Below are 18,421 nucleotides of genomic sequence, written 5' to 3'. Positions count from 1 at the left end.
GGCCCCGCAGCATTACGGCAGCACCGTCACCGTGTCTCCCTGCAGGCTCACCGGGAAGGACACGGTGTTGGGGTGCACCGTCGCCTCCTCGACGATGTCGCGCGTGTCCACGCTGACCTGGAAGGTGTAGGTGCCGTCCGGCACGTCCGTGACGTCCACCCACTGGCACGGCACGTCGAGCGTGTAGATGTCCGACCAGCCCGCGGAGATGCCCATCGGCTCGTAGTAGTTCCAGGGCTCGGCGTCCGAGCAGTAGCTCTGCACGTCCACCAGCGCGTAGCCCTGCTTGCGGCCGGACATCACCTGGTGGCCCTGGGCGTCGCGCAGCTCGTACGCGGCGAAGTTCGCCAGGTGGTGATGGCCATGGCACTCGTCGAAGACATACAGGTCCGGGTTCTCCTCGATGGGCGGGAAGATGGCGGCCTTGTTGCCCAGGTTCATGATGGAGGTGCTGAAGCGAAGCAGCTTGCGGCGGCCCGGCGCAATCACGCACTGCTCCCGCACCTCGCAGGAGTCGGCGGCGAAGGTCTTCCACGTCACGTGCGCGGTGCGCTCGAGCACGTCCTGGTCCACCGTGAGGTCGGGCTTGCCGTTCACCGGGTCCAGGTTCAGGCCGCAGGACCTGGCGGCCATCAGGTGCGGAGGCTCCGCCGGCGACTTCGGCACGCGCCCTCCGGAGAAGACGGACACGTCCCCGAGGGGATGCTCCAGCAGGTCCCCGGTCGGCACGGAGGCGACCACCAGGTCATCACGGCCATCGCCGTCGAGGTCCCCGGGCACCGCGACGCTGTAGCGCCGATAGTTCTCATAGCCGTTGGGGATGGTGTCCGCGCGAGGCCATGCCCAGACGGGGTGGAGCGACTGCGAGAGGTCCTCCTTGGGCGAGAAGAAGTAGAGCCGCCCCAGGGAGCCCATCACGAAGTCCTGGCGGTGACCGTCGCCGTCCAGGTCGCCCACGGCCTGGAAGCTGCCCAGCAGCGGGAAGGCCGGGTCCCCCTGCGTGGACCAGATGGCGGTCGACGCGTACGTCCCATCGGGCTCGGACAGGTGCACGGAGTACGGCCCGTTGTCCGCGGAGGCGACGGCCTCCCGGTGCCCGTCCCCGTTCATGTCCGGGAGCCGATAGCCCAGGCCCTCGAAGGGCTCCTGGCGCACGGGCTCGGCGGACAGCAGGCCCTGACACGCGAAGGTGCTGCCCGGCTTGCACCCCAGGAAGTACGCGCGGCCTCCCGTCTCCGTGGTCATGAGCACGTCGTCGGCGCCGTCCCCGTTCAAGTCCTCCACCACCTCGATGGCGTAGTAGCCCGGGCGGGAGTGCACCAGGGTGAAGGGGCCCTGCTCCGAGCCCGGGGTCGCCCGGTAGAAGCTCTGTTCGTTGGCGCGGCTCACGATGAGGTCGTCGCGTCCGTCCCCATCCAGGTCCGCGAAGAGGCTGCTGAGGAAGAGGCCATTGCCCGGCGCGCGGAAGGCGGGCGCGGCCAGCATCGCCTTCAGGTCCGCCTGCCCCAGGAAGACCTGGCTGCCATAGCGCCCCTGGACGAGCAGGTCCGCGAACCCATCCCCGTTCACCTCGCCCGTCCTCACGCGCAGCTGCGTCCCGGAGGTCTGGGGATGCGTGTTCGTCCAGCTCATCCGCGCGGACGCGGCCTCGGTGGAGAAGTAGGGAGGCTGCCCCTTGAAGAGGTACACGCCCCCGGGATGGCGCGTGGGGGCGAGCAGCACCTGACAGGGCAATGAGCCGACCACCAGGTCCTTCTGGCCATCGCCATCGAAGTCCGCGAGCGCCACCGAGCCGCCGAAGCACTCCCCCGCCTCGGTCATGGTGCCCTTCACCTGCCACAGCGGCGTCTCGGACAGCTCGGGGCCCGGCTCGGGCTCGGGCCTGGGGTCCGGGTCGTCACACCCCCCCAGGACAGCCAACAGCATGGAGGCCGATACGACGAAGGACAGACGCAACATGGTCGCTCCTCTCGAACGCTCCGGCGCAAGGCGCCCCCCGCCGGGAGTCGTGAGGCGCAAGAGGCTATGTCCGCCGTCGCGGCCCCGTTTGCGATGCTTGCCGGATGAAGGGCATCTGGCGCCCTACGTCTGCTCGCGAGGGCACAGCGTCAGCGCGTGGACATCCGAGCCCACGAGCACGCGCGAGTCATCCCAGCTCCACACCCCTTCGGTGCGGGCTGGCGCCGCGCCACCGAAGGTGGGCAGCACCGTCCACGGCAGGTCCACCAGGTGGCGGCCCCAGCGGCGCAGCACGTCCGCCAGCGCGTCGAGCGACTCGAGCGTGCCGGACTCCTCGTGCCCGTGTGGGCAATCGAAGTGGTAGTGCCAGGGCATCGCCTCCGTCGCGGGGTAGATGTGCAGCGTGGCGGACAAGCGCTCCTCCCGGGCTTCGTGACGCAGGTCTTCGATTCGCATCAGCGCTCCACCGTCAGCGCCAGCCCCTGCCCCACGCCGACACACAGCGAGGCGAGGCCCCTTCGCGCGCCCTGACGCCCCAGCTCGTGCACCAGCGTGGTGACGATGCGCGCCCCGCTGGAGCCCAGCGGATGCCCCAGCGCGATGGCGCCGCCGTTGACGTTGACCTTCTCCGACGGGAGCCTCAGCTCGCGCATGCACGCCAGGGCCTGCGCGGCGAAGGCCTCGTTGAGCTCCACCAGGTCCACGGAGTCCACGCTCCACCCCGCGCGCTCCAGCGCCGCGCGCGACGCGCCCACCGGCCCCATGCCCATGGTGCGCGGGTCCACGCCCACGCTCGCGCTGCTCACGAAGCGCGCCAGCGGCGTGGCGCCCGAGGACTTCAGCGCCGCCTCGCTCATGAGCAGCACCGCCGACGCGCCATCGTTCAGCGTGGAGGAGTTGCCCGCCGTCACGCTGCCTCCCGCGCGGAACGCGGCCTTCAAGCCGGACAGCCGCTCCAACGACGTGTCCGCGCGAGGCCCCTCGTCCACCTGGACACGCACGGGAGCCCCCTTCGCCTGGGGTACGTCCACGGCGATGAGCTCGCGAGCGAAGCGGCCCTCCGCCTGCGCGGCCACGGCCTTGCGGTGCGAGGCGAGCGCGAAGCCGTCCTGCGCCTCGCGGGCGATGCCCCACTGCTCGGCCACGTTCTCCGCCGTCTCGCCCATCTGCTCCAGCGGGAACAGGGCGGCGAGCCTCGGGTTCGGATAGCGCCAGCCCAGGGCGGTGTCCCACGCCTCCCACCTGCCGGAGGGGAAGCCGTCCTCAGGCTTGGGCATGGACCACGGCGCGCGCGTCATCGACTCCACGCCGCCGGCGAGCACGATGTCCGCCTCACCCAGCCGAATCATGCGGCAGCCCTGGATGATGGCCTCCAGTCCGCTGGCGCACAGGCGGTTGACGGTGACGCCGGGCACCGAGTGCGGCAGGCCCGCGAGCAGCAGCGACATGCGCGCCACGTTGCGGTTGTCCTCACCCGCCTGGTTCGCGCAGCCGAGGAACACCTCGTCGACGCGCGCGCCATCCAATGCGTTGCGCTCGAGCACCGCGCGCAGCACATGCGCGGCGAGGTCATCCGGCCGCACGCCCTTGAGCGCGCCTCGGAATCGACCGATGGGGGTACGGACCGCGTCGACGATGAAGGCCTCTGCCATAAGAAGGGGCTCCTGGGGATGCGTTCAGAGATAGAGGCGCTGCGGGTCCAGTCGCTCGCGCAGGAGCGACAGCACGGACAGGTCGGGCTCGCCCGTGGTGCGCACGGAGTCGGCGACGCGCAGCGGCCAGCCACAGGCGGCGCGCACCTGCTCGGGTGTCACGCCGGGATAGACCTCGGACAGCACGGCCTCGCCGGTGGCGTCGAAGTCGAGCACGCCCAGGTCCGTGATGATGCGCGTGGGGCCACCGCCGGGCAGGCCCAGCTCCGCGCGCGTCCTGCCGTTCATCCGGTGGCCCGGGCTCGTGATGAAGTCGCACTTCTCCACGAAGGTCCGCGGGCCCATGCGCATGACGATGAGCAGCCGCCGCGCGTGCACCGCGATTTCACACGCGCCGCCGCTGCCGGGCAGGCGCACCTTGGGGTTCGCGTAGTCGCCGATGACGGTGGTGTTGATGTTCCCCCACCGGTCCACCTGCGCGCCGCCCAGGAAGCCCACCTCGATGAGCCCGCGCTGGAGCAGGCACTGGAAGATGTCCGCCTGCCCCACCACGGCCAGCGAGTCCGTGACGAGCGACGGGTCGCCGATGGACACGGGCAGCCGCTCGGGAATCGCGCCCACGGCGCCAGACTCGTAGATCATGAACAGGCCCGGCGCATGCGTGGCCCGCGCCAGGTTGCACGCGAGGTTGGGCAGGCCGATGCCCACGAAGACCACGTCACCGTCGTGGAGTTCCTGGGCCGCGCGCCACGCCATCCGCTCGGACGCGGTGGAGACGTTGTTCTCAGTACCCATAGTCCACCCCCTCGCAGACGCGAGCCTTCGCGCGCAGCTTGTCGAGCAACCCCGTCTCCAGCTTCGCCAGGTAGCCCTGACGGTCCTTCACGCCGTAAACGAACTCCTCCAGCCAGGCGCGGTACGTCTCCGGCTTGCGGGAGATGTCCTCCCACTTCACGTAGAAGTCGTTGTCCCGGTCATGGAAGCCCTGCACGAAGCTGGGGTGACAGCCCCAGGGCTCGTGCACCACGTGGCTCACGATGATGCCGGGCACCAGCGTGCGGTTGGGGTCCTTGCGGATGACCTCGGTGGGGACAATCTGTTCGGCCACGACGATGACCTTGCGCGCGGCGAAGGCCACCTCCTTCTGCGAGCCGAGCAGGCCCCACACCTGCGCGTTGCCCTCCATGTCCGCGCGCTGGCAGTGGATGATGGCCACGTCCGGGTGGAGCGCGGGCACGGTGGCCAGCTCCCGCTCCGTGTACGGACAGCGCACCGTCTTGATGGCCGGGTTCACCCGCGCGATGTCCGCGCCCTGGTAGTTGCTCAGCGGCCAGAACGGCAGCCCCGCGCTCGCGGCGAGGAAGCGCGAGAGCAGCCCGAAGTGCGAGTACTCCTCCAGCTCCAGCCGCTCGGAGGAGGACGCCTCGCCGCGGCGGCGGAGCGCGTGCAGGCTGCCCACGCCGGGGTTGCCCGCCCAGCTGAAGACCAGCTTCTTCACCGCGCCCGCCTCGATGAGCTGGTCGTAGACCAGGTCCGGGGTGAGCCGGATGGCGGTGAGGTCCTTCACGCCCTGGCGGATGATTTCGTGGCCCGCGGCGAAGCAGATGAGGTGCGTGAAGCCGTCGATGACGATGGAGCTGCCGTCCTTGACGCTGGCCGAGATGGCCTCGCGCATGGAGCAGCGCTTGTCCACGGCCCCTGGCTTCACAGCTTCACCCCCGCCGTGGCCCGGGCGGGCGCGGCCCTGGACAGGTCGAGCGACAGCTCGCCCAGGCACGCGTCGAGGATGCGCAGCATGACGGCCACCTCGTGCTCACCGACGACGAGCGGCGGCGCGAAGCGGATGGTGGACTTGCCACACGACAAGAGCAGCAGGCCCTTGCGGAACGCGAGCTGCTCCAGCTCGCCCACGTAGGCGCTCGCGGGCTCGCGCGTCGCGGGGTCCACGAACTCCGCGCCCACCATGAGGCCCACGCCGCGCACGTCGCCGATGACGGGGTGGCGTGACTGCAGCTCCCGCAGCCCACGTTGGAGCAGCGCACCGGTGGCGCGCACGGAGTCGAGCAGCCCCTCCACCACGTCCAGCGTGGCGAGCGCCGCCGCGCAGCACACGGGGTTGCCGCCATAGGTGCTGCCGTGCGAGCCGCGCGGCCACGTCATCACCGACTCCTTGGCGATGATGGCGCCCAGCGGCATGCCGGAGGCGATGCCCTTGGCGGACAGCAGGATGTCCGGCATCACGCCGAAGTGCTCCGCCGCGAACATGTGCCCGGTGCGGCCGATGCCCGACTGCACCTCGTCGAACACGAGCAGGATGCCGTGCGTGTCGCAGATGCGCCGCAGCTCCTTCAGGAAGCTCGTCGGGGGCACCACGTAGCCGCCCTCGCCCAGGATGGGCTCCACGAAGATGGCGGCCACCTCGCGCGGGTCCACGTGGTTGACGAACCACTCGCGCTCCAGCGCCAGGGCCGGGTTGCACGCGTCGCCGCACGTCTGGGGCGCGCAGCCGTTGGGACAGCGGTACGGATTCGCGTACGGGACGTGGATGACGCCGGGCAGGAGCGGCCCGAAGAAGGCGCGCTGGGCCACCTTCGACGAGTTGAGCGAGATGGCGCCGTAGGTCCGCCCATGGAAGCCGCCCTTGAAGGCGACGATGTACTGGCGGCGCGTGTGGTGCCGCGCGAGCTTGATGGCGCCCTCGACCGCCTCCGTGCCGGAGTTGGTGAGGAAGACCTTCTTGGGTCCCATCTCGGGCAGGTAGCCGGCGAGCCTGGCGCAGAGCTTCGAGAAGGCGTCGTAGTAGAAGTCCGTGCCGCAGATGTGCAGGAAGCGGCCCGCGGCCTCCTGGACGGCCTTCACCACGTGAGGATGCGCGTGGCCCGTGGAGGCCACGGCGATGCCCGCCATGAAGTCGAGGAAGCGGTTGCCGTCGACGTCGTGGACCCAGGGGCCCTCGCCGCGCTCGACGACGAGCGGGTACTCCTTGATGTACGAGGGCGAGCTGAAGCGCTGGTCCAGCTCGATGATGGCGCGCGCCTTCGGCCCCGGCAGGGCGGTCTTCACTTCGGGATGGAGCATGGTCATGGGGGTCTCCTGTCGAGGGCGTCAGCCCATCCGTGTCTGCGCCTGCTCGCGCATGAATTGAGCGACGTAGTAGGGGCCGCAGCCGCCCTTGCCGGACCCGCCGCTGCCCTTCCAACCGCAGAAGGACTGCACGCCGGGCCACGCGCCCGTCGTCGCGCCCGTGCGGCGGTTGGCGTAGAGGACGCCCGCCTCGGCCTGGGCCATGAAGCGCTCCACGTCCTCGGCATCGCGGCTGAAGATGCCGGCGGTGAGGCCGTAGTCGCAGTCATTGGCCCGCAGGAGCGCCTCGTCCAACGTCGAGAAGCGCGTCACGCCGACGAAGGGCAGGAACAGCTCGTCGCGCATGAGGCGATGTCCGTGCGAGAGCGCCACCACCGTGGGCTCCACGAAGTGGCCCTCCTCGAGCGCGGCCTCCAGACGGGGACGTCCACCTCCCGCAATCACCGCGCCGTCCTGGCGGGCCTCGTCCACCGCCCGCTCGAAGCGCTTCACCGCCGCCGCGTTGATGACGGGGCCGGTGAAGACGGACGCGAGCGACGGGTCACCCACCCGCGCGTCACGCGCCTTCGCGGCGAGGCCGTCGGTGAACGCGTTGTACAGCGACTCGTGCACGTAGATGCGCGACAGGGCGCTGCACTTCTGACCGGACATGCCGAAGGCGGAGCGGAAGCAACCCTCGATGGCGGCCTCCAGGTCCGCGTCGCGACAGACGATGGCGGGGTTCTTCCCGCCCAGCTCCAGGAGGCACGGCCGCACGCGGCCCGTGGACATCCGCCGGTGCAGCTCCATGCCCACCGCCTTGCTGCCGGTGAAGGACACGCCGTCGATGCCGGGGTGGCGCACCAGCGCCGCGCCCACCGTCTCGCCCTCGCCGTGCGCGACCTGGAAGACGCCCGGAGGCAGGCCCGCGTCGACGAGCGCCTGGTACAGGCCCTCCGCGCACCAGGGCGTCTCCTCGCTGGGCTTGAGGATGACGCTGTTGCCGCCGAGCAGCGCGCCGCCGCTCATCCCCGCCGCGAGCGCGAGCGGGAAGTTGAACGGCGAGATGATGACGAAGACGCCGTAGGGCCGCAGCACGCTGCGCGTGTCCTCGTTGGGGGACAGCCGCGCCATGGGCCGCGAGTAGCCCTCCGCCTGCTCGAGCTGACCCGCGTAGTAGCGCAGCAGGTCCGCCGACTCCTCCACGTCACCGAGCGACTCGAGCCGACTCTTGCCCACCTCCAGCGTCATGCGCGCGGACAGCTCCATGCGCCGCTCGGAGATGAGGTCCGCGGCGCGGCGGAGGATGCGCACGCGCTCCTGCCACGGCGTCGCGCCCCAGCCGCGCTGGGCCTCGCGCGCCACGCGCACCACGCGGTCCACCTCAGCCACGGGCGTGCGGTGGACGGACACGAGCAGCTCGTCCGGCCGCGCGGGGTTGCGGCTCTGAAGCAGGTCTCCACTCCGGAACGCCTCGCCGCCGAGCCACGACGGCAGCTCTCCGCCCAGCTTCGAGCGCACCGCGGCGAGCGCCTCGTCGAACTGCGCGTGCAGCGCGGACAGGTCCGCCTCCAGCACCGAGTAGGTGATGCGGAAACTCATGACGCCTCCTGGAAGAAGTGGTGGATGCCGCGGGCGAGCGTGTCGACCAGTTCGTCGACCTCCGCCTCGGTGATGACCAACGGGGGGCCGACCATGAGCAGGTCCCCGTTCGTCCCGTCCGCGTGGCCCGTGTTGGACCAGAGGACCAGCCCCCGCTCGAACAGCGCCGACAGCAGTCGCTCGATGACCTTGCGCGCGCGTGGGAAGGGGCGCTTGCTCGCGGTGTCCTCGACCAGCTCGATGCCGGCCATCAGCCCCACGCCCTGCACGGAGCCGACATGCGGCAGCGCGCCCAGCGCCTCACGCAGGCGGCGCTGGAGGTGCGCGCCCACGCGCCCGGCGTGGGCCACCAGGTCGTGCCGCTCGTAGTAGTCGAGCACCGCCAGCCCCGCCGCCGTCATCGCGGGCGCCTGGAGGTACGTCTGCGCGTGCATGAAGCCGCCCGAGCCCCGGCGCAGCTCCTCCAGGTGCTCCTCGCGGATGAGCAGCGCGCTCAAGGGCGCGTAGCCCCCGCTGATGCCCTTGCCGAGCACCAGCACGTCCGGGGTGAAGTGGAACAGGTCGCTGGCGAAGAAGCGGCCGGTGCGCCCGCAGCCGCACATGACCTCGTCGGCGATGGTGAGGATGCCGTGCTCGCGGCACACGGCGCTCACGCGCTCGAAGTACCCGGGCGGTGGAGGCGACGCGCCCGCGGACGAGCCGATGACGGGCTCCGCGATGAAGGCGGCGATGGTGTCCGGGCCCTCGCGGCGAATCGTCTCCTCGAGCAGCCGCGCGTAGTGCTCGGCGCCGTCGCGCGCGTAGTCCTCCAGCCCGGAGCGGTACGGGTACGGCGCGGGCGTGGTGACGACCTCCGCCAGCAGGGGGCCAAAGAAGGTCTTGTAGTGGGGCCGCCCCGACAGCGAGAGCGCGTACAGCGTGTTGCCGTGGTAGCCGGGCACGCGCGCGATGACCTTGCCGCGCTGGGGCTGGCCGCGCTCGACCCAGAGCTGGCGGACGAACTTCACCGCGGCCTCCACCGCCTCGGAGCCCGAGCCGAGGAACGCGGCGCGCGTGAGCCCCTGGGGCGCGAGGGCGCACAGGCGCGTGGCGAGCGCCTCGGTGACGTCGGTGGTGAAGTGGGTGCCGTTGACGTAGGCGACGCGCAGCAGCTGCTCATGGATGCGGTCCGCCACCTCGCGGTTGCCGTGACCCACGCTGGCCACGAGCGCACCGGCGGAGGCGTCGAGGTAGCGCTTGCCGCTCGCGTCGAAGAGGTGGACGCCCTGGCCGTGCGTCACCACGGGGAAGTCGCGCGCGAGATTGCGCAGCAGCACGTTCCCCTGGGGGTAGCGCACCGTGTGCCTGGCTTCGTCCCGCATCGTCCGTCCTCCACGCAGCGCGGACGACCGGAGGTCGCCCGACAGGGCTCCCGCGTGGAAGAAGGGCAGTCACGATGCGCGCGTGAGCGCACACCAGGCCCCGACTGGAGCCCACGGACCGACCTTCGCCCCCACGGGCGACTGGAGACACGGGGGATGGAGGTCGGAGAAGTCGAGCGTGCGTGAGGGCCCGTCGAGGCACGAGCGCCGCTCGAACCTTCCGGCCGTCCCACGCGGCTCCAGGTCGAAACCGTCCGTGGATTTCTCCCACGGTCGGATGCGGGCAGGTCTTCGGGCTCGTGAGCGCTTCGGCCTTGGGGGCCGGCTTCCTACGACTCGTCGCTTCCCAGCTCCCCAGGGGAACCAGTGCGGATGACGAGGCTCGTTCTCACTTACCGCTGCGGGGCAGCCCCGGATTCGAACCGGGTTCCCTTTTAAGCTCGGACCGAGGTCCGAGCACCAACATGGGGCGGTATGTACTGTTCGCCTCTTCGGACTGTCAAGCGAAGCGCCGGTGCGCGCTCGACGCGCGGGGACGTGACGTCTGCCGGTGCGCGGGGATGTTCGACGAGCAACCTGCCGTGCATGAGCGCTGGCGCATCCCGCGCGCAGGCGTCACCTTCATCGGTGGCGCTCCGCGTCGGAGGACGCCTCCAGACCATGGCTCCGTCCGCCGCGAACACCGCCGCCGCGCCCTTCACGTTCACCCGTGCACAGAGGGTGTTCACGATGTCGGGCGCGCTGCTCGGGTTGCTGCTCGCGGCGCTGGACCAGACGATTGTCGCCACGGCGGGTCCCTCCATCCAGGCGGACCTGGGCATCTCCCCCGCGCTCTATCCGTGGCTGACGACGTCGTACCTGGTCGCGTCGACGATGATGGTGCCCGTGTGGGGGAAGCTGTCGGACCTGCTGGGCCGGCGCATTGTGCTGGCGGCGGGAATCGTCGTGTTCCTGCTGGGCAGCTTCCTGTGCGGCGTGTCGCGCTCGACGCTGACGCTCATCCTGTACCGCGCGGTGCAGGGGGTGGGCAGCGCGGCGCTCTTCACCGCGTCGCTGTCGGTGGTGGCGGACCTCTATCCGCCGCGCGAGCGAGGCAAGTACCAGGGCCTGTTCGGCGCGATGTTCGGCCTGTCGAGCGTGGTGGGGCCGCTGGCGGGAGGCTTCATCACGGACCGGCTGGGGTGGCACTGGGTGTTCTTCATCAACCTGCCGGTGGGCGCGGTGGCGCTCGCGCTCGTGCTCTCGCGCATGCCGGCGCTCAAGCCGCCGGGGGCCTCGCGCGGGAGGCTGGATGTGACGGGCGCGGTGCTGCTGGCGCTGGCGGTGGTGCCGCTCCTGCTCGCGCTCAGCCTGGGGCGTGGCGCGGAGCAGGTGGCGCACGGTGGCGGCTGGGCGTGGAGCTCGTGGCAGGTGCTGGGGTTGTTCGCGCTCGCGGCGGTGGGGACGGTGTTGTTCCTGCGCGAGGAGAGGCGCGCGCAGGAGCCGCTGCTGGACCTGAAGCTGTTCCAGGACCGGACGTTCGCGCTGGGGAACGCGGCGGTGTTCGTCATCGGCGCGGTGTTCCTGTCGGGCGTGGTGTTCCTGCCGCTGTTCATGGTGAACGTGGTGGGGCTGTCGGCCACGCACGCGGGGCTGACGTTGACGCCGCTGACGTTGGGCGTGGTGGCGGGCAACATCCTCAGCGGTCAGCTGGTGTCGCGCATCGGCCGGTACAAGGGATTGATGCTGGGCTCGCTGGTGGTGTTGATGGTGGGCTTCACGGTGATGGGGTTCACGCTGACGCCCACGTCGACGCAGACGGAGGTCACGGTGAAGATGGTCCTGGTGGGCGTGGGCCTGGGACCGTCGATTCCGCTCTACACGCTGGCCATCCAGAACGCGGTGTCACCCCAGCGCATCGGCGTGGCCACGGCGATGGCCACGTTCTTCCGTCAGCTCGGGATGACGCTGGGCGTGGCGCTGCTCGGCGCGGTGTTCGCGACGACGCTGTCGCATCAGCTGGGCACCCGCGTGGCGAGCGCCACGGAGGGACTGCCGCCGAAGCTGCGCGCCGAGCTGGCGTCCGCGGTGCCCGGTGTCGACGGGAGCGAGGCGGGCCCCGCGCAGTCGGCCTTCCAGGCGGAGAAGGTGAAGGAGCGCGTGCGCGCGGAGCTGGAGGCCGAGCGGCAGGCCCTTCAGCGCCCGGAGGTACGGGAGCAACGTGCGAAGGAAACGGCGCCCTCCGATGCGCGCGAGCAGCCTGCCGCGGCGTCAGCGCTCTCCGCTGTGGACGCGAAGGAACAGCGGGCGCTGGAGGCGGTCGACCGGACGGCGCTGGCGCTGAAGGAGTCCTTCACGCGGGCGGTGGAGGCGGTGTACCGCTGCGCCATCTTCGTCGCGCTGCTCGCGTTCCTGGTGACACTGCGGCTGCCCGAACAACCCCTGCAACGCGGGCGCGCGCGGGCACCGGCACCCACGGAATGAGCTCGGCGGCGCGCAACGCGCACGGAGGCGGACCGGGCCTTGCGCCGGTACACACGCCAGTGCGCGAGGGCACCGGGGCGGTATGCCGGGCATCACCACCACGGACGGGACAGCGCCGGGCTCACGCGGCGGTGAGCGCGGAGGACTCCGAGTCGAGCGTGTAGATGCGCACGGGGTGGGGCACGCCCTTGACGGGGTGGTGCCCCAGGTCCTTCACGTCGCCACGGTAGTGGGAGACGAAGGACTCGGAGAGGAGCACGGGCTCGTTGAGCCCCGCGCACAGGCCCGCGATGCGGCTGGCCAGGTTCACCGCCGGGCCGATGACGGTGAAGTCGAGCCGGTCCGACGCGCCGATGTTCCCGTACATCACGTCGCCGACGTGGAGCGACGCGCCGAACTCGTAGGTGGGCAGGCCCCTGCGGCGGCGCGAGGCGTTGTCCTGCTCGCTGGCACGCACCGCCTCGTGCACGGTGCGCGCGGCGGCGGCGCAGCGGTCCTCCACGAGGGCGTGGTCGTCGATGCGGAAGATGGCCAGCACGGCGTCGCCCATGAACTTGAGCACCTCCGCGCCGTGCGAGTGGAAGGCGCCGACCATCGTCTCGAAGTAGGCGTTGAGCAGCTCGAGCAATGCGTCGCGGGGCAGCGCATCCGACAGCGCGGTGAAGCTGCGCAAGTCGCTCAGGCAGATGACGGCGGAGGTCGTCTCGCCGTCGCCGCGCCGAATCTGTCCCTGGAGGACGCGGCGCCCCGCGTCGCGGCCCAGGTACGTGTCGAGCAGCACGCCCGTCATGTCCTTGCGCGCGAAGACCTCCAGCACCAGCTCCAGGATGGGCTGCAGCTCGTGGAGCAGGGCGCGGTGCGCGTCCGTGAAGCCCCCGGGCTCGGAGGTGGCCCAGGAGACGCCGTGGCGCGAGTCATCGCTGAAGCACACCGGCAGCGCGAGGTACTCGGTGAGCCCCTCGGCGCGCAGCTCGGTGAACATGGGGAAGTCGCCGTCCGGGAGCGGCTGCTCCAGGCGGCGGTGGATGACGGGCAGCCCCTCGCGCAGGGCCTTGAAGGGGCTCTTCGAGAACGCGGGCAGGTGCTGGAGGCCGTGGGGGTGGACCTCGGCGGTGGCGCCATGTCCGACGCGCCAGCGGAAGCTCCGGGCGTGCAGGAGCGGGTGCAGCGTGAAGAGGACGATGGAGGCGCGCGACACGGGCACACCGCACGCGGTCAGCCGTTCACACAGGCCCGACAGCAGCGGCACGGGATTGGGCAGACGCCTTGCTTCCACGGCGAGCCAGCCCACCACGGAGGAGAAGGCATGGTCGCGAAGGCTTCGCGAGTCTCCGGCATTCACTTTCACGAGGCACTCACCACCCCCCGGCGGGCCGAGCCGGGCCGGGCGCGAAGCAACCATGACGAACCCGGAGCGTCAACGGAGACCTCGGAGAGCGAGCGGGCGGGTGCCTGTCCCTGCCCCTCCCCCGAGTGTGCGTGGACCTCACAGCTCGTCGAACAGGTCGACGACGGCCTGCGCCAACAACGCCTGCTCGTCGGAGGAATGCTGCGACGCGTACGTGAGGACATCCCGAACGCCCGCCGCGTCCCTGCTCCAGAAGAGCGTCTTCAGCCGCGCTCGCAGCCGCTCACCCTCGTCACCCGCCGAGTCGAGCGCCTCGCGCGTGGACTGCGCGCCCACCAGCTTGACGTAGACGAACATGTCGAAGCTGTCCTTGGACTTCTCGGGACGATGCTCGCGCTTGGCGCGCTCCTTCATCGTGAGGAAGCCCACCGCGTCGGGCAACAGAATCGCCAGGGACTTTCCGCCCACGGTGAGCGACACCTGCTGGCTCCGACGCAGGGCGACGCGAGAGTCCAGCAGCGGCGTCATCTGCGTGGGGAGCGCGTCGACCTCCACATCCCCTGGCGCGAAGAGGTCCAGGTCCATGCGCTGACCACTGGGCAGGTCCTTCGACCAACGATAACCCTTCGAGCGTCGGGAGAAGCCTCGTTCCGAGAAGACCTCGGGGAGCCGGCCCGCCATGAACTCCGAGCCGTCCATGTCGAACAGCAGGTCGGGCTCGAACGAGAACCCCCGCTCCACGGCCACGCCCGTGTCCGTCTCGACGGCGATGACCCCCGAGCCTCCGCGGCGCTTCGACTCCAACGCGAGCACCTGTCCACCGATGAGCATCACGGGCGTCGACAGCGCTCCCAGGTCGAGCAACAGCTCCCGGAGCTCGCCCAGGATTTCGTCGAACCGCTCCTCGTCGGTCACTCGAAGTCCTCGACGAGCGGCAACGACCTCGCGAAGCGACGCAGCAGCTCGTCCGCCTGTTCCTCACCACGCCCGCCGCTGTGCTGGAAGTCCACGGCCAGTTGGGGGAGCGCCACGCCCGGGCCATGCGGGAGGGCGCGCGGACTGGAATAGATGCCTCCCACCTCCGTCTCCGCGGAGGGCTCCGCGCGGAGAATCCAGAAGTTGTGCGGCGTCATCCGGCGCAGCTCGAAGGCGCGGATGGCCGCCTCCTGCGAACCGGAGAGATAGAGCCCGTGGGGCAGCCCCGAGACGAACCGCTCCTCGGGTTCAAGGGCACTCGCCAGGGAGAAGATGGAGCGAATCCCCTGGGAGCTCAGCCTCCGATACCCCGCCTCGAGCGCCTGGGACGTCGTGGAGGGCGCGTTGAACCCCTCCTTCGAGATGGCCGTGGGACGTCCGTGCTTCATCCACGTCTTGAGCAGACCCACGGGCTCGCGCAGGCGCACGCCGCCACCGACGTCCACCAGTCCCTCCCGGGTGAGTCGCTTGATGACCCCATGCGCATACGCGTAGCTCGTCTGGGTCTGGTCCGAGAGGGCGCGCACCGTCCAGCGACGGCCGGGGGACTCGAGCAGCGCGCGCACGATGCGACTGCCCTTGCCGTGGAACACCGGCTCGCGAGGGACGCGGTTCGAGGAGCCGCGCCCCTGAATCCGGATGAAGGTGCTCCCCGTGCGCAGGAAGAACGTGCCGCGTTGATCCACCAGCGCGAGCTCTTCGTTCGCGCAGGCCTCGACCACGCGAGGCGACGCGGAGTCGGTGACGAGCATCGGCACACGGAAGGTCGGCAGCTTGTCGAAGTCCGTCTCCCGGTGACGAAGCTGCTCGCGGAGCGACAGCAGCTTGTCCTTCTGGGCCACCACCTGCGCGGGGAACAGGGGCGCGCGGTAGCTCAACAGCACCGGGACCCTGGCCTCCGGAAGTCGGACCTCCGCGAGGTCATACGCCGACTCCCCTCCCGGACCGGTCCGCGGGATGATCAACCCCTCCTGACGCACCAGCTCCACGCCCGCCGGAAGCGTCGGCGGGTCCTTCCAGAACTCTTCCCTGAAGTGGGGTCTATCGGGCTTCATTCAATTTTGTCGATACTGCTACGATTCCTAGCAATCAGCCAGTCCGCTGATAGCTATCTCGTGATTATCGACAAAATTGAGTCACCGGCCCTGGAGCCCCTCAGGCGCCACGGAGGGGCTCGGAGTCCCGAGCCCCTCCTCTGCTCAGTGCCCCGACGAGGCCTTCGCAGGGGCGGCCACGGGAGCCCCGCCACCCGGGGGCGCAGCCGGAGCCTCCGGCCGCGCGAGCGTGTCCGGGGACTCGGCCATCGCATACGTCACCCACGCGGTGGCGGCCGTGCTCCGCGCCAGGTCCTGAGGGTCCACCTTGTCCAACGTGTCCGCGTGCGTGTGGTGCACATCGAAGTAGCGGCTCGCGTCCACCTCCACGCCGAAGAACGGCACGCGCGCGGGGAGCAGCGGGCTGATGTCCGCGCCCCCGGCCTCGCGCGGGGAGAACTGCGCCGCGCCGAGCGCCACCAGCGGCGACAGCCACGGCTCCAGCAGCTCCTTGCCACCCGGCCCAGAGCGCAGGCTCACCGCCACCGGCCGCCCGCCACCCGAGTCCATCTCCATGGCGGCCACGTGCTTGGACAGCTCCGCCGCGTGCGCCTCCGCGTACGCGCGGCCACCGCGCAGGCCGTTCTCCTCGTTCATGTACAGCACCACCCGCACCGTGCGCCGGGGCGCCTGGGGCAGCTTCGCGATGAGCCGCGCGGCCTCCATCACCATCACCACGCCCGCTCCGTCGTCATGCGCGCCCGTCCCCACGTCCCACGAGTCCAGGTGCGCGCTGATGAGGACGATTTCCTGCGGCTTCTCGCGGCCCCGAATCTCCGCGACCACGTTGTGCGAGTCCGCGTCCGGGAGCTCCGAGCACCCGAGCACCATCTTCACGCGAACCGGGCCCTTCGCGAGCAGGCGGTGCAATTGGTCCGCCTCCTCCGTCGTCACCGACGCGGCGGGGATGCGAGGCCCCTCGTCATCGAAGCGGGTGGAGCCCGTGTGCGGCGTGCGCAGCGACGCCGTGGCCAGCGAGCGCACCAGCGAGCCCACCGCGCCCGCCTTCGCCGCGAGCGCCGGGCCTCGACCGCGCAGCCCCGCGAAGCGGCCGTAGTCCGCGGGCGACGACATGGTGTGGTTGAAGAAGACGATCTTTCCCTTCACCGAGTCACCCAATGTCGCGAGCGCCTCCAGCGACGTCACCTCCACCACCTCGGCGGTGAGGCCCTCGGGGGCCGTGGGCGGGCTGCCACCCAGCGCGAGGATGAACAGCGGATGGCCGCGCGTGGTGGCGGAAGGGAGAATCTCCGCGCGCTCCTCGCCGCGCACCCAGCGAGGCACCTTCACCGGCTCGGTCCATGCCTTCACGCCGTCGGCCTTGAAGCTCTTGAGGGCCCACTGCACCGCGGCGGCGGCGCCCTCGGAGCCCGACAGGCGCGGGCCAATCCCATCCGTCAGCTCCGCGAGCCGCGCGTAGGAGTGTCCTTCCGTCAGCGCGGGGCCCACCAGCTTCTCCGCCACGGCCAGCGGCGGCGCATACGCCTTCTTCGCGGGCGCGGCGGACTTCGCGGGGGCCTGGGGCTTCGCGGGAGCGGCGGGGGCGGCGCCCGACACGAGCTGCAGCGCCAGGGATGACGACAGGATGAGCGTGGAGACGGGCAAGAGGACCTCCGGAAGAGGCGCCCACTCTCCGCCCGGCCCTCAGGGCTCGCAAGCCAGATGCGCTCGACGCACCGTGCGAGTCACGGACGCTTGCCTGGTGAAGCTGGAGAGGATTTCGGAGAATCCCAGGGGCCACCGCGCGCCGAGAGGGGGAACGCGGCGCGCGGGGCTCAACTGGGACTTCATACGGCGGTATCGCTTTTGGGGGAGGCGATAGCCGCCGCTGCGTCTCACTCTTTGGGAGGAAACGTGGCGGGCATGTTGAAGATCATTCGCAACGCCGTCAAGCCCGGCACCTCACTCAGCGTACAAGCGGACAATCTTTTCCCAGGAAGTGGTTCAATTTTACAGCCACAGCGCCATCCACGGGTGGGCAACTGTGGTCTTCAGCGAAGAACGAGCCCATGACGACAGACGAAGCCTTCTTCACCCTCTACAGCGACCTGCCACGGTTGGGCCCTGGCAGTGATGCCTGCACACGTGAGGCATTGGGACGCCTCCCCTCCCTGCCACCCGCCCCCCGCGTCGTGGACCTGGGCTGCGGCAACGGAAGACAGACGCTGGCGCTCGCAGAAGCCTTGCGGACCCACATCCTCGCGGTGGATCTCCACCCACCCTTCCTCCAGCAGTTGGAGCAGGACGCCCGCGCGCGAGGACTGCAAGCCTTCATCCAGACACGCTGTCAGGACATGGGTGCGCTCGACCTCCCCCACCAATCCGTGGACCTGCTCTGGTCCGAGGGCGCCATCTACCATCTGGGCTTCGGCCCCGGCCTCACGCGCTGGCGGCCCCTGCTCGCACCCGGCGGCCTCGCCGCCATCACCGAGTGCACCTGGCTCACCGACACCCGCCCCGCCGAGGCCGTGGAGTTCTGGACTGAGGGCTACCCCACCATGGGCACCGTCGAGGAGAACCGCGCCGCCGCGCTCGCCGCGGGCATGGAGGTGCTGGACACCTTCACCCTCCCGCCCTCCGCGTGGTGGGACGACTACTACACCCCGCTGCTCGAGCGCGCCCGGCGCCTCGCCCCCACCGCCGACGAGCCCCTCCGCCAGGTCATCGCCGGCGCCCACCGCGAGACGGACCTCTACCGTCACCATGGCCACGCCTACGGCTACGTCTTCTATCTGTTGCGCCGCCCCACTTGAGCGCTCGCGCGGTTCCAGGAATGCGACAGGAATTGAGCCCCACCGTCAGGGCTCGGCCCTGTGGTTGCCCTGCACCCGGGCACCCACTCACTCCCCTGGGTCAAAGAAATACGGACATGCATTTTTTCCAGAAATGGTGTCTATGTCGCTG

Annotated in this window: 14 protein-coding genes and 1 riboswitch; of the genes, 2 read left to right on the top strand and 12 right to left on the bottom strand. The window is 70.5% G+C overall.

Going from position 1 to position 18,421, the window contains the following annotated elements; genetic code table 11:
* Positions 1-12: 12 nt before the first annotated feature.
* The 8 genes from AC6JA9_RS00570 to AC6JA9_RS00535 all read right to left on the bottom strand — a co-directional run bounded on the left by AC6JA9_RS00570 (position 13) and on the right by AC6JA9_RS00535 (position 9,637).
* The gene (locus AC6JA9_RS00570; RefSeq protein ID WP_497958928.1) at positions 13-1,959 is read right to left on the bottom strand and encodes a lysyl oxidase family protein; all 1,947 of its coding nucleotides are present in this window, start codon (positions 1,957-1,959) and stop codon (positions 13-15) included.
* 123 nt (positions 1,960-2,082) lie between these two features.
* On the bottom strand, positions 2,083-2,415 hold the full coding sequence (locus AC6JA9_RS00565; protein ID WP_223784266.1) for a hypothetical protein: 333 nt from the start codon (positions 2,413-2,415) through the stop codon (positions 2,083-2,085).
* Complete coding sequence (locus AC6JA9_RS00560; protein WP_223749405.1) at positions 2,415-3,611, bottom strand: thiolase family protein; 1,197 nt, start codon at positions 3,609-3,611, stop codon at positions 2,415-2,417. The genes AC6JA9_RS00565 and AC6JA9_RS00560 overlap by 1 nt, the downstream gene beginning before the upstream one ends.
* Before the next feature lie 24 nt (positions 3,612-3,635).
* Positions 3,636-4,406 carry a CoA-transferase subunit beta gene (locus AC6JA9_RS00555; RefSeq protein ID WP_223749406.1) on the bottom strand — a complete coding sequence of 257 codons (771 nt, stop codon included), beginning with the start codon at positions 4,404-4,406 and terminating at the stop codon, positions 3,636-3,638.
* On the bottom strand, positions 4,396-5,304 hold the full coding sequence (locus tag AC6JA9_RS00550; RefSeq protein ID WP_223749407.1) for a CoA transferase subunit A: 909 nt from the start codon (positions 5,302-5,304) through the stop codon (positions 4,396-4,398). Before AC6JA9_RS00550 ends, AC6JA9_RS00555 begins: the two co-directional genes overlap by 11 nt.
* A gap of 11 nt (positions 5,305-5,315) precedes the next feature.
* Positions 5,316-6,695 (bottom strand): acetyl ornithine aminotransferase family protein, encoded by a 1,380-nt coding sequence (locus tag AC6JA9_RS00545; RefSeq protein WP_497958927.1) that lies wholly within the window; start codon positions 6,693-6,695, stop codon positions 5,316-5,318.
* Between the two features lie 21 nt (positions 6,696-6,716).
* Positions 6,717-8,276, bottom strand: a complete 1,560-nt coding sequence (locus tag AC6JA9_RS00540; protein WP_497958926.1) for an aldehyde dehydrogenase family protein — start codon at positions 8,274-8,276, stop codon at positions 6,717-6,719.
* Positions 8,273-9,637 carry an aminotransferase family protein gene (locus tag AC6JA9_RS00535; RefSeq protein WP_223749410.1) on the bottom strand — a complete coding sequence of 455 codons (1,365 nt, stop codon included), beginning with the start codon at positions 9,635-9,637 and terminating at the stop codon, positions 8,273-8,275. The genes AC6JA9_RS00540 and AC6JA9_RS00535 overlap by 4 nt, the downstream gene beginning before the upstream one ends.
* Positions 9,638-9,902: 265 nt before the next feature.
* Positions 9,903-10,116, bottom strand: a riboswitch (cobalamin riboswitch).
* 181 nt (positions 10,117-10,297) lie between these two features.
* On the opposite strand from AC6JA9_RS00535, the gene AC6JA9_RS00530 reads away from it, so the two are divergent.
* Positions 10,298-12,100 (top strand): MDR family MFS transporter, encoded by a 1,803-nt coding sequence (locus AC6JA9_RS00530; RefSeq protein WP_408888508.1) that lies wholly within the window; start codon positions 10,298-10,300, stop codon positions 12,098-12,100.
* 121 nt (positions 12,101-12,221) lie between these two features.
* On the opposite strand, the gene AC6JA9_RS00525 is transcribed toward AC6JA9_RS00530, so the two are convergent.
* From AC6JA9_RS00525 to AC6JA9_RS00510, 4 genes are all read right to left on the bottom strand, one after another.
* Positions 12,222-13,448 (bottom strand): adenylate/guanylate cyclase domain-containing protein, encoded by a 1,227-nt coding sequence (locus AC6JA9_RS00525; protein WP_223749412.1) that lies wholly within the window; start codon positions 13,446-13,448, stop codon positions 12,222-12,224.
* A gap of 138 nt (positions 13,449-13,586) precedes the next feature.
* Complete coding sequence (locus AC6JA9_RS00520; RefSeq protein ID WP_497958925.1) at positions 13,587-14,363, bottom strand: hypothetical protein; 777 nt, start codon at positions 14,361-14,363, stop codon at positions 13,587-13,589.
* Positions 14,360-15,478 carry a hypothetical protein gene (locus AC6JA9_RS00515; protein ID WP_497958924.1) on the bottom strand — a complete coding sequence of 373 codons (1,119 nt, stop codon included), beginning with the start codon at positions 15,476-15,478 and terminating at the stop codon, positions 14,360-14,362. The genes AC6JA9_RS00520 and AC6JA9_RS00515 overlap by 4 nt, the downstream gene beginning before the upstream one ends.
* Positions 15,479-15,622: 144 nt before the next feature.
* Complete coding sequence (locus AC6JA9_RS00510; RefSeq protein WP_223749415.1) at positions 15,623-17,122, bottom strand: M20/M25/M40 family metallo-hydrolase; 1,500 nt, start codon at positions 17,120-17,122, stop codon at positions 15,623-15,625.
* 404 nt (positions 17,123-17,526) lie between these two features.
* Between AC6JA9_RS00510 and AC6JA9_RS00505 the strand changes: the two genes are divergently transcribed.
* Positions 17,527-18,270, top strand: coding sequence for an SAM-dependent methyltransferase (locus AC6JA9_RS00505; RefSeq protein WP_223749416.1), 744 nt, complete (start codon positions 17,527-17,529; stop codon positions 18,268-18,270).
* The last annotated feature ends 151 nt before the right edge of the window (positions 18,271-18,421 follow it).

The organism is Myxococcus sp. MH1 (assembly GCF_059738865.1).
The sequence above is the reverse complement of the archived record's forward strand: the minus strand, read 5'-3'. Positions and strand labels throughout refer to the sequence as shown.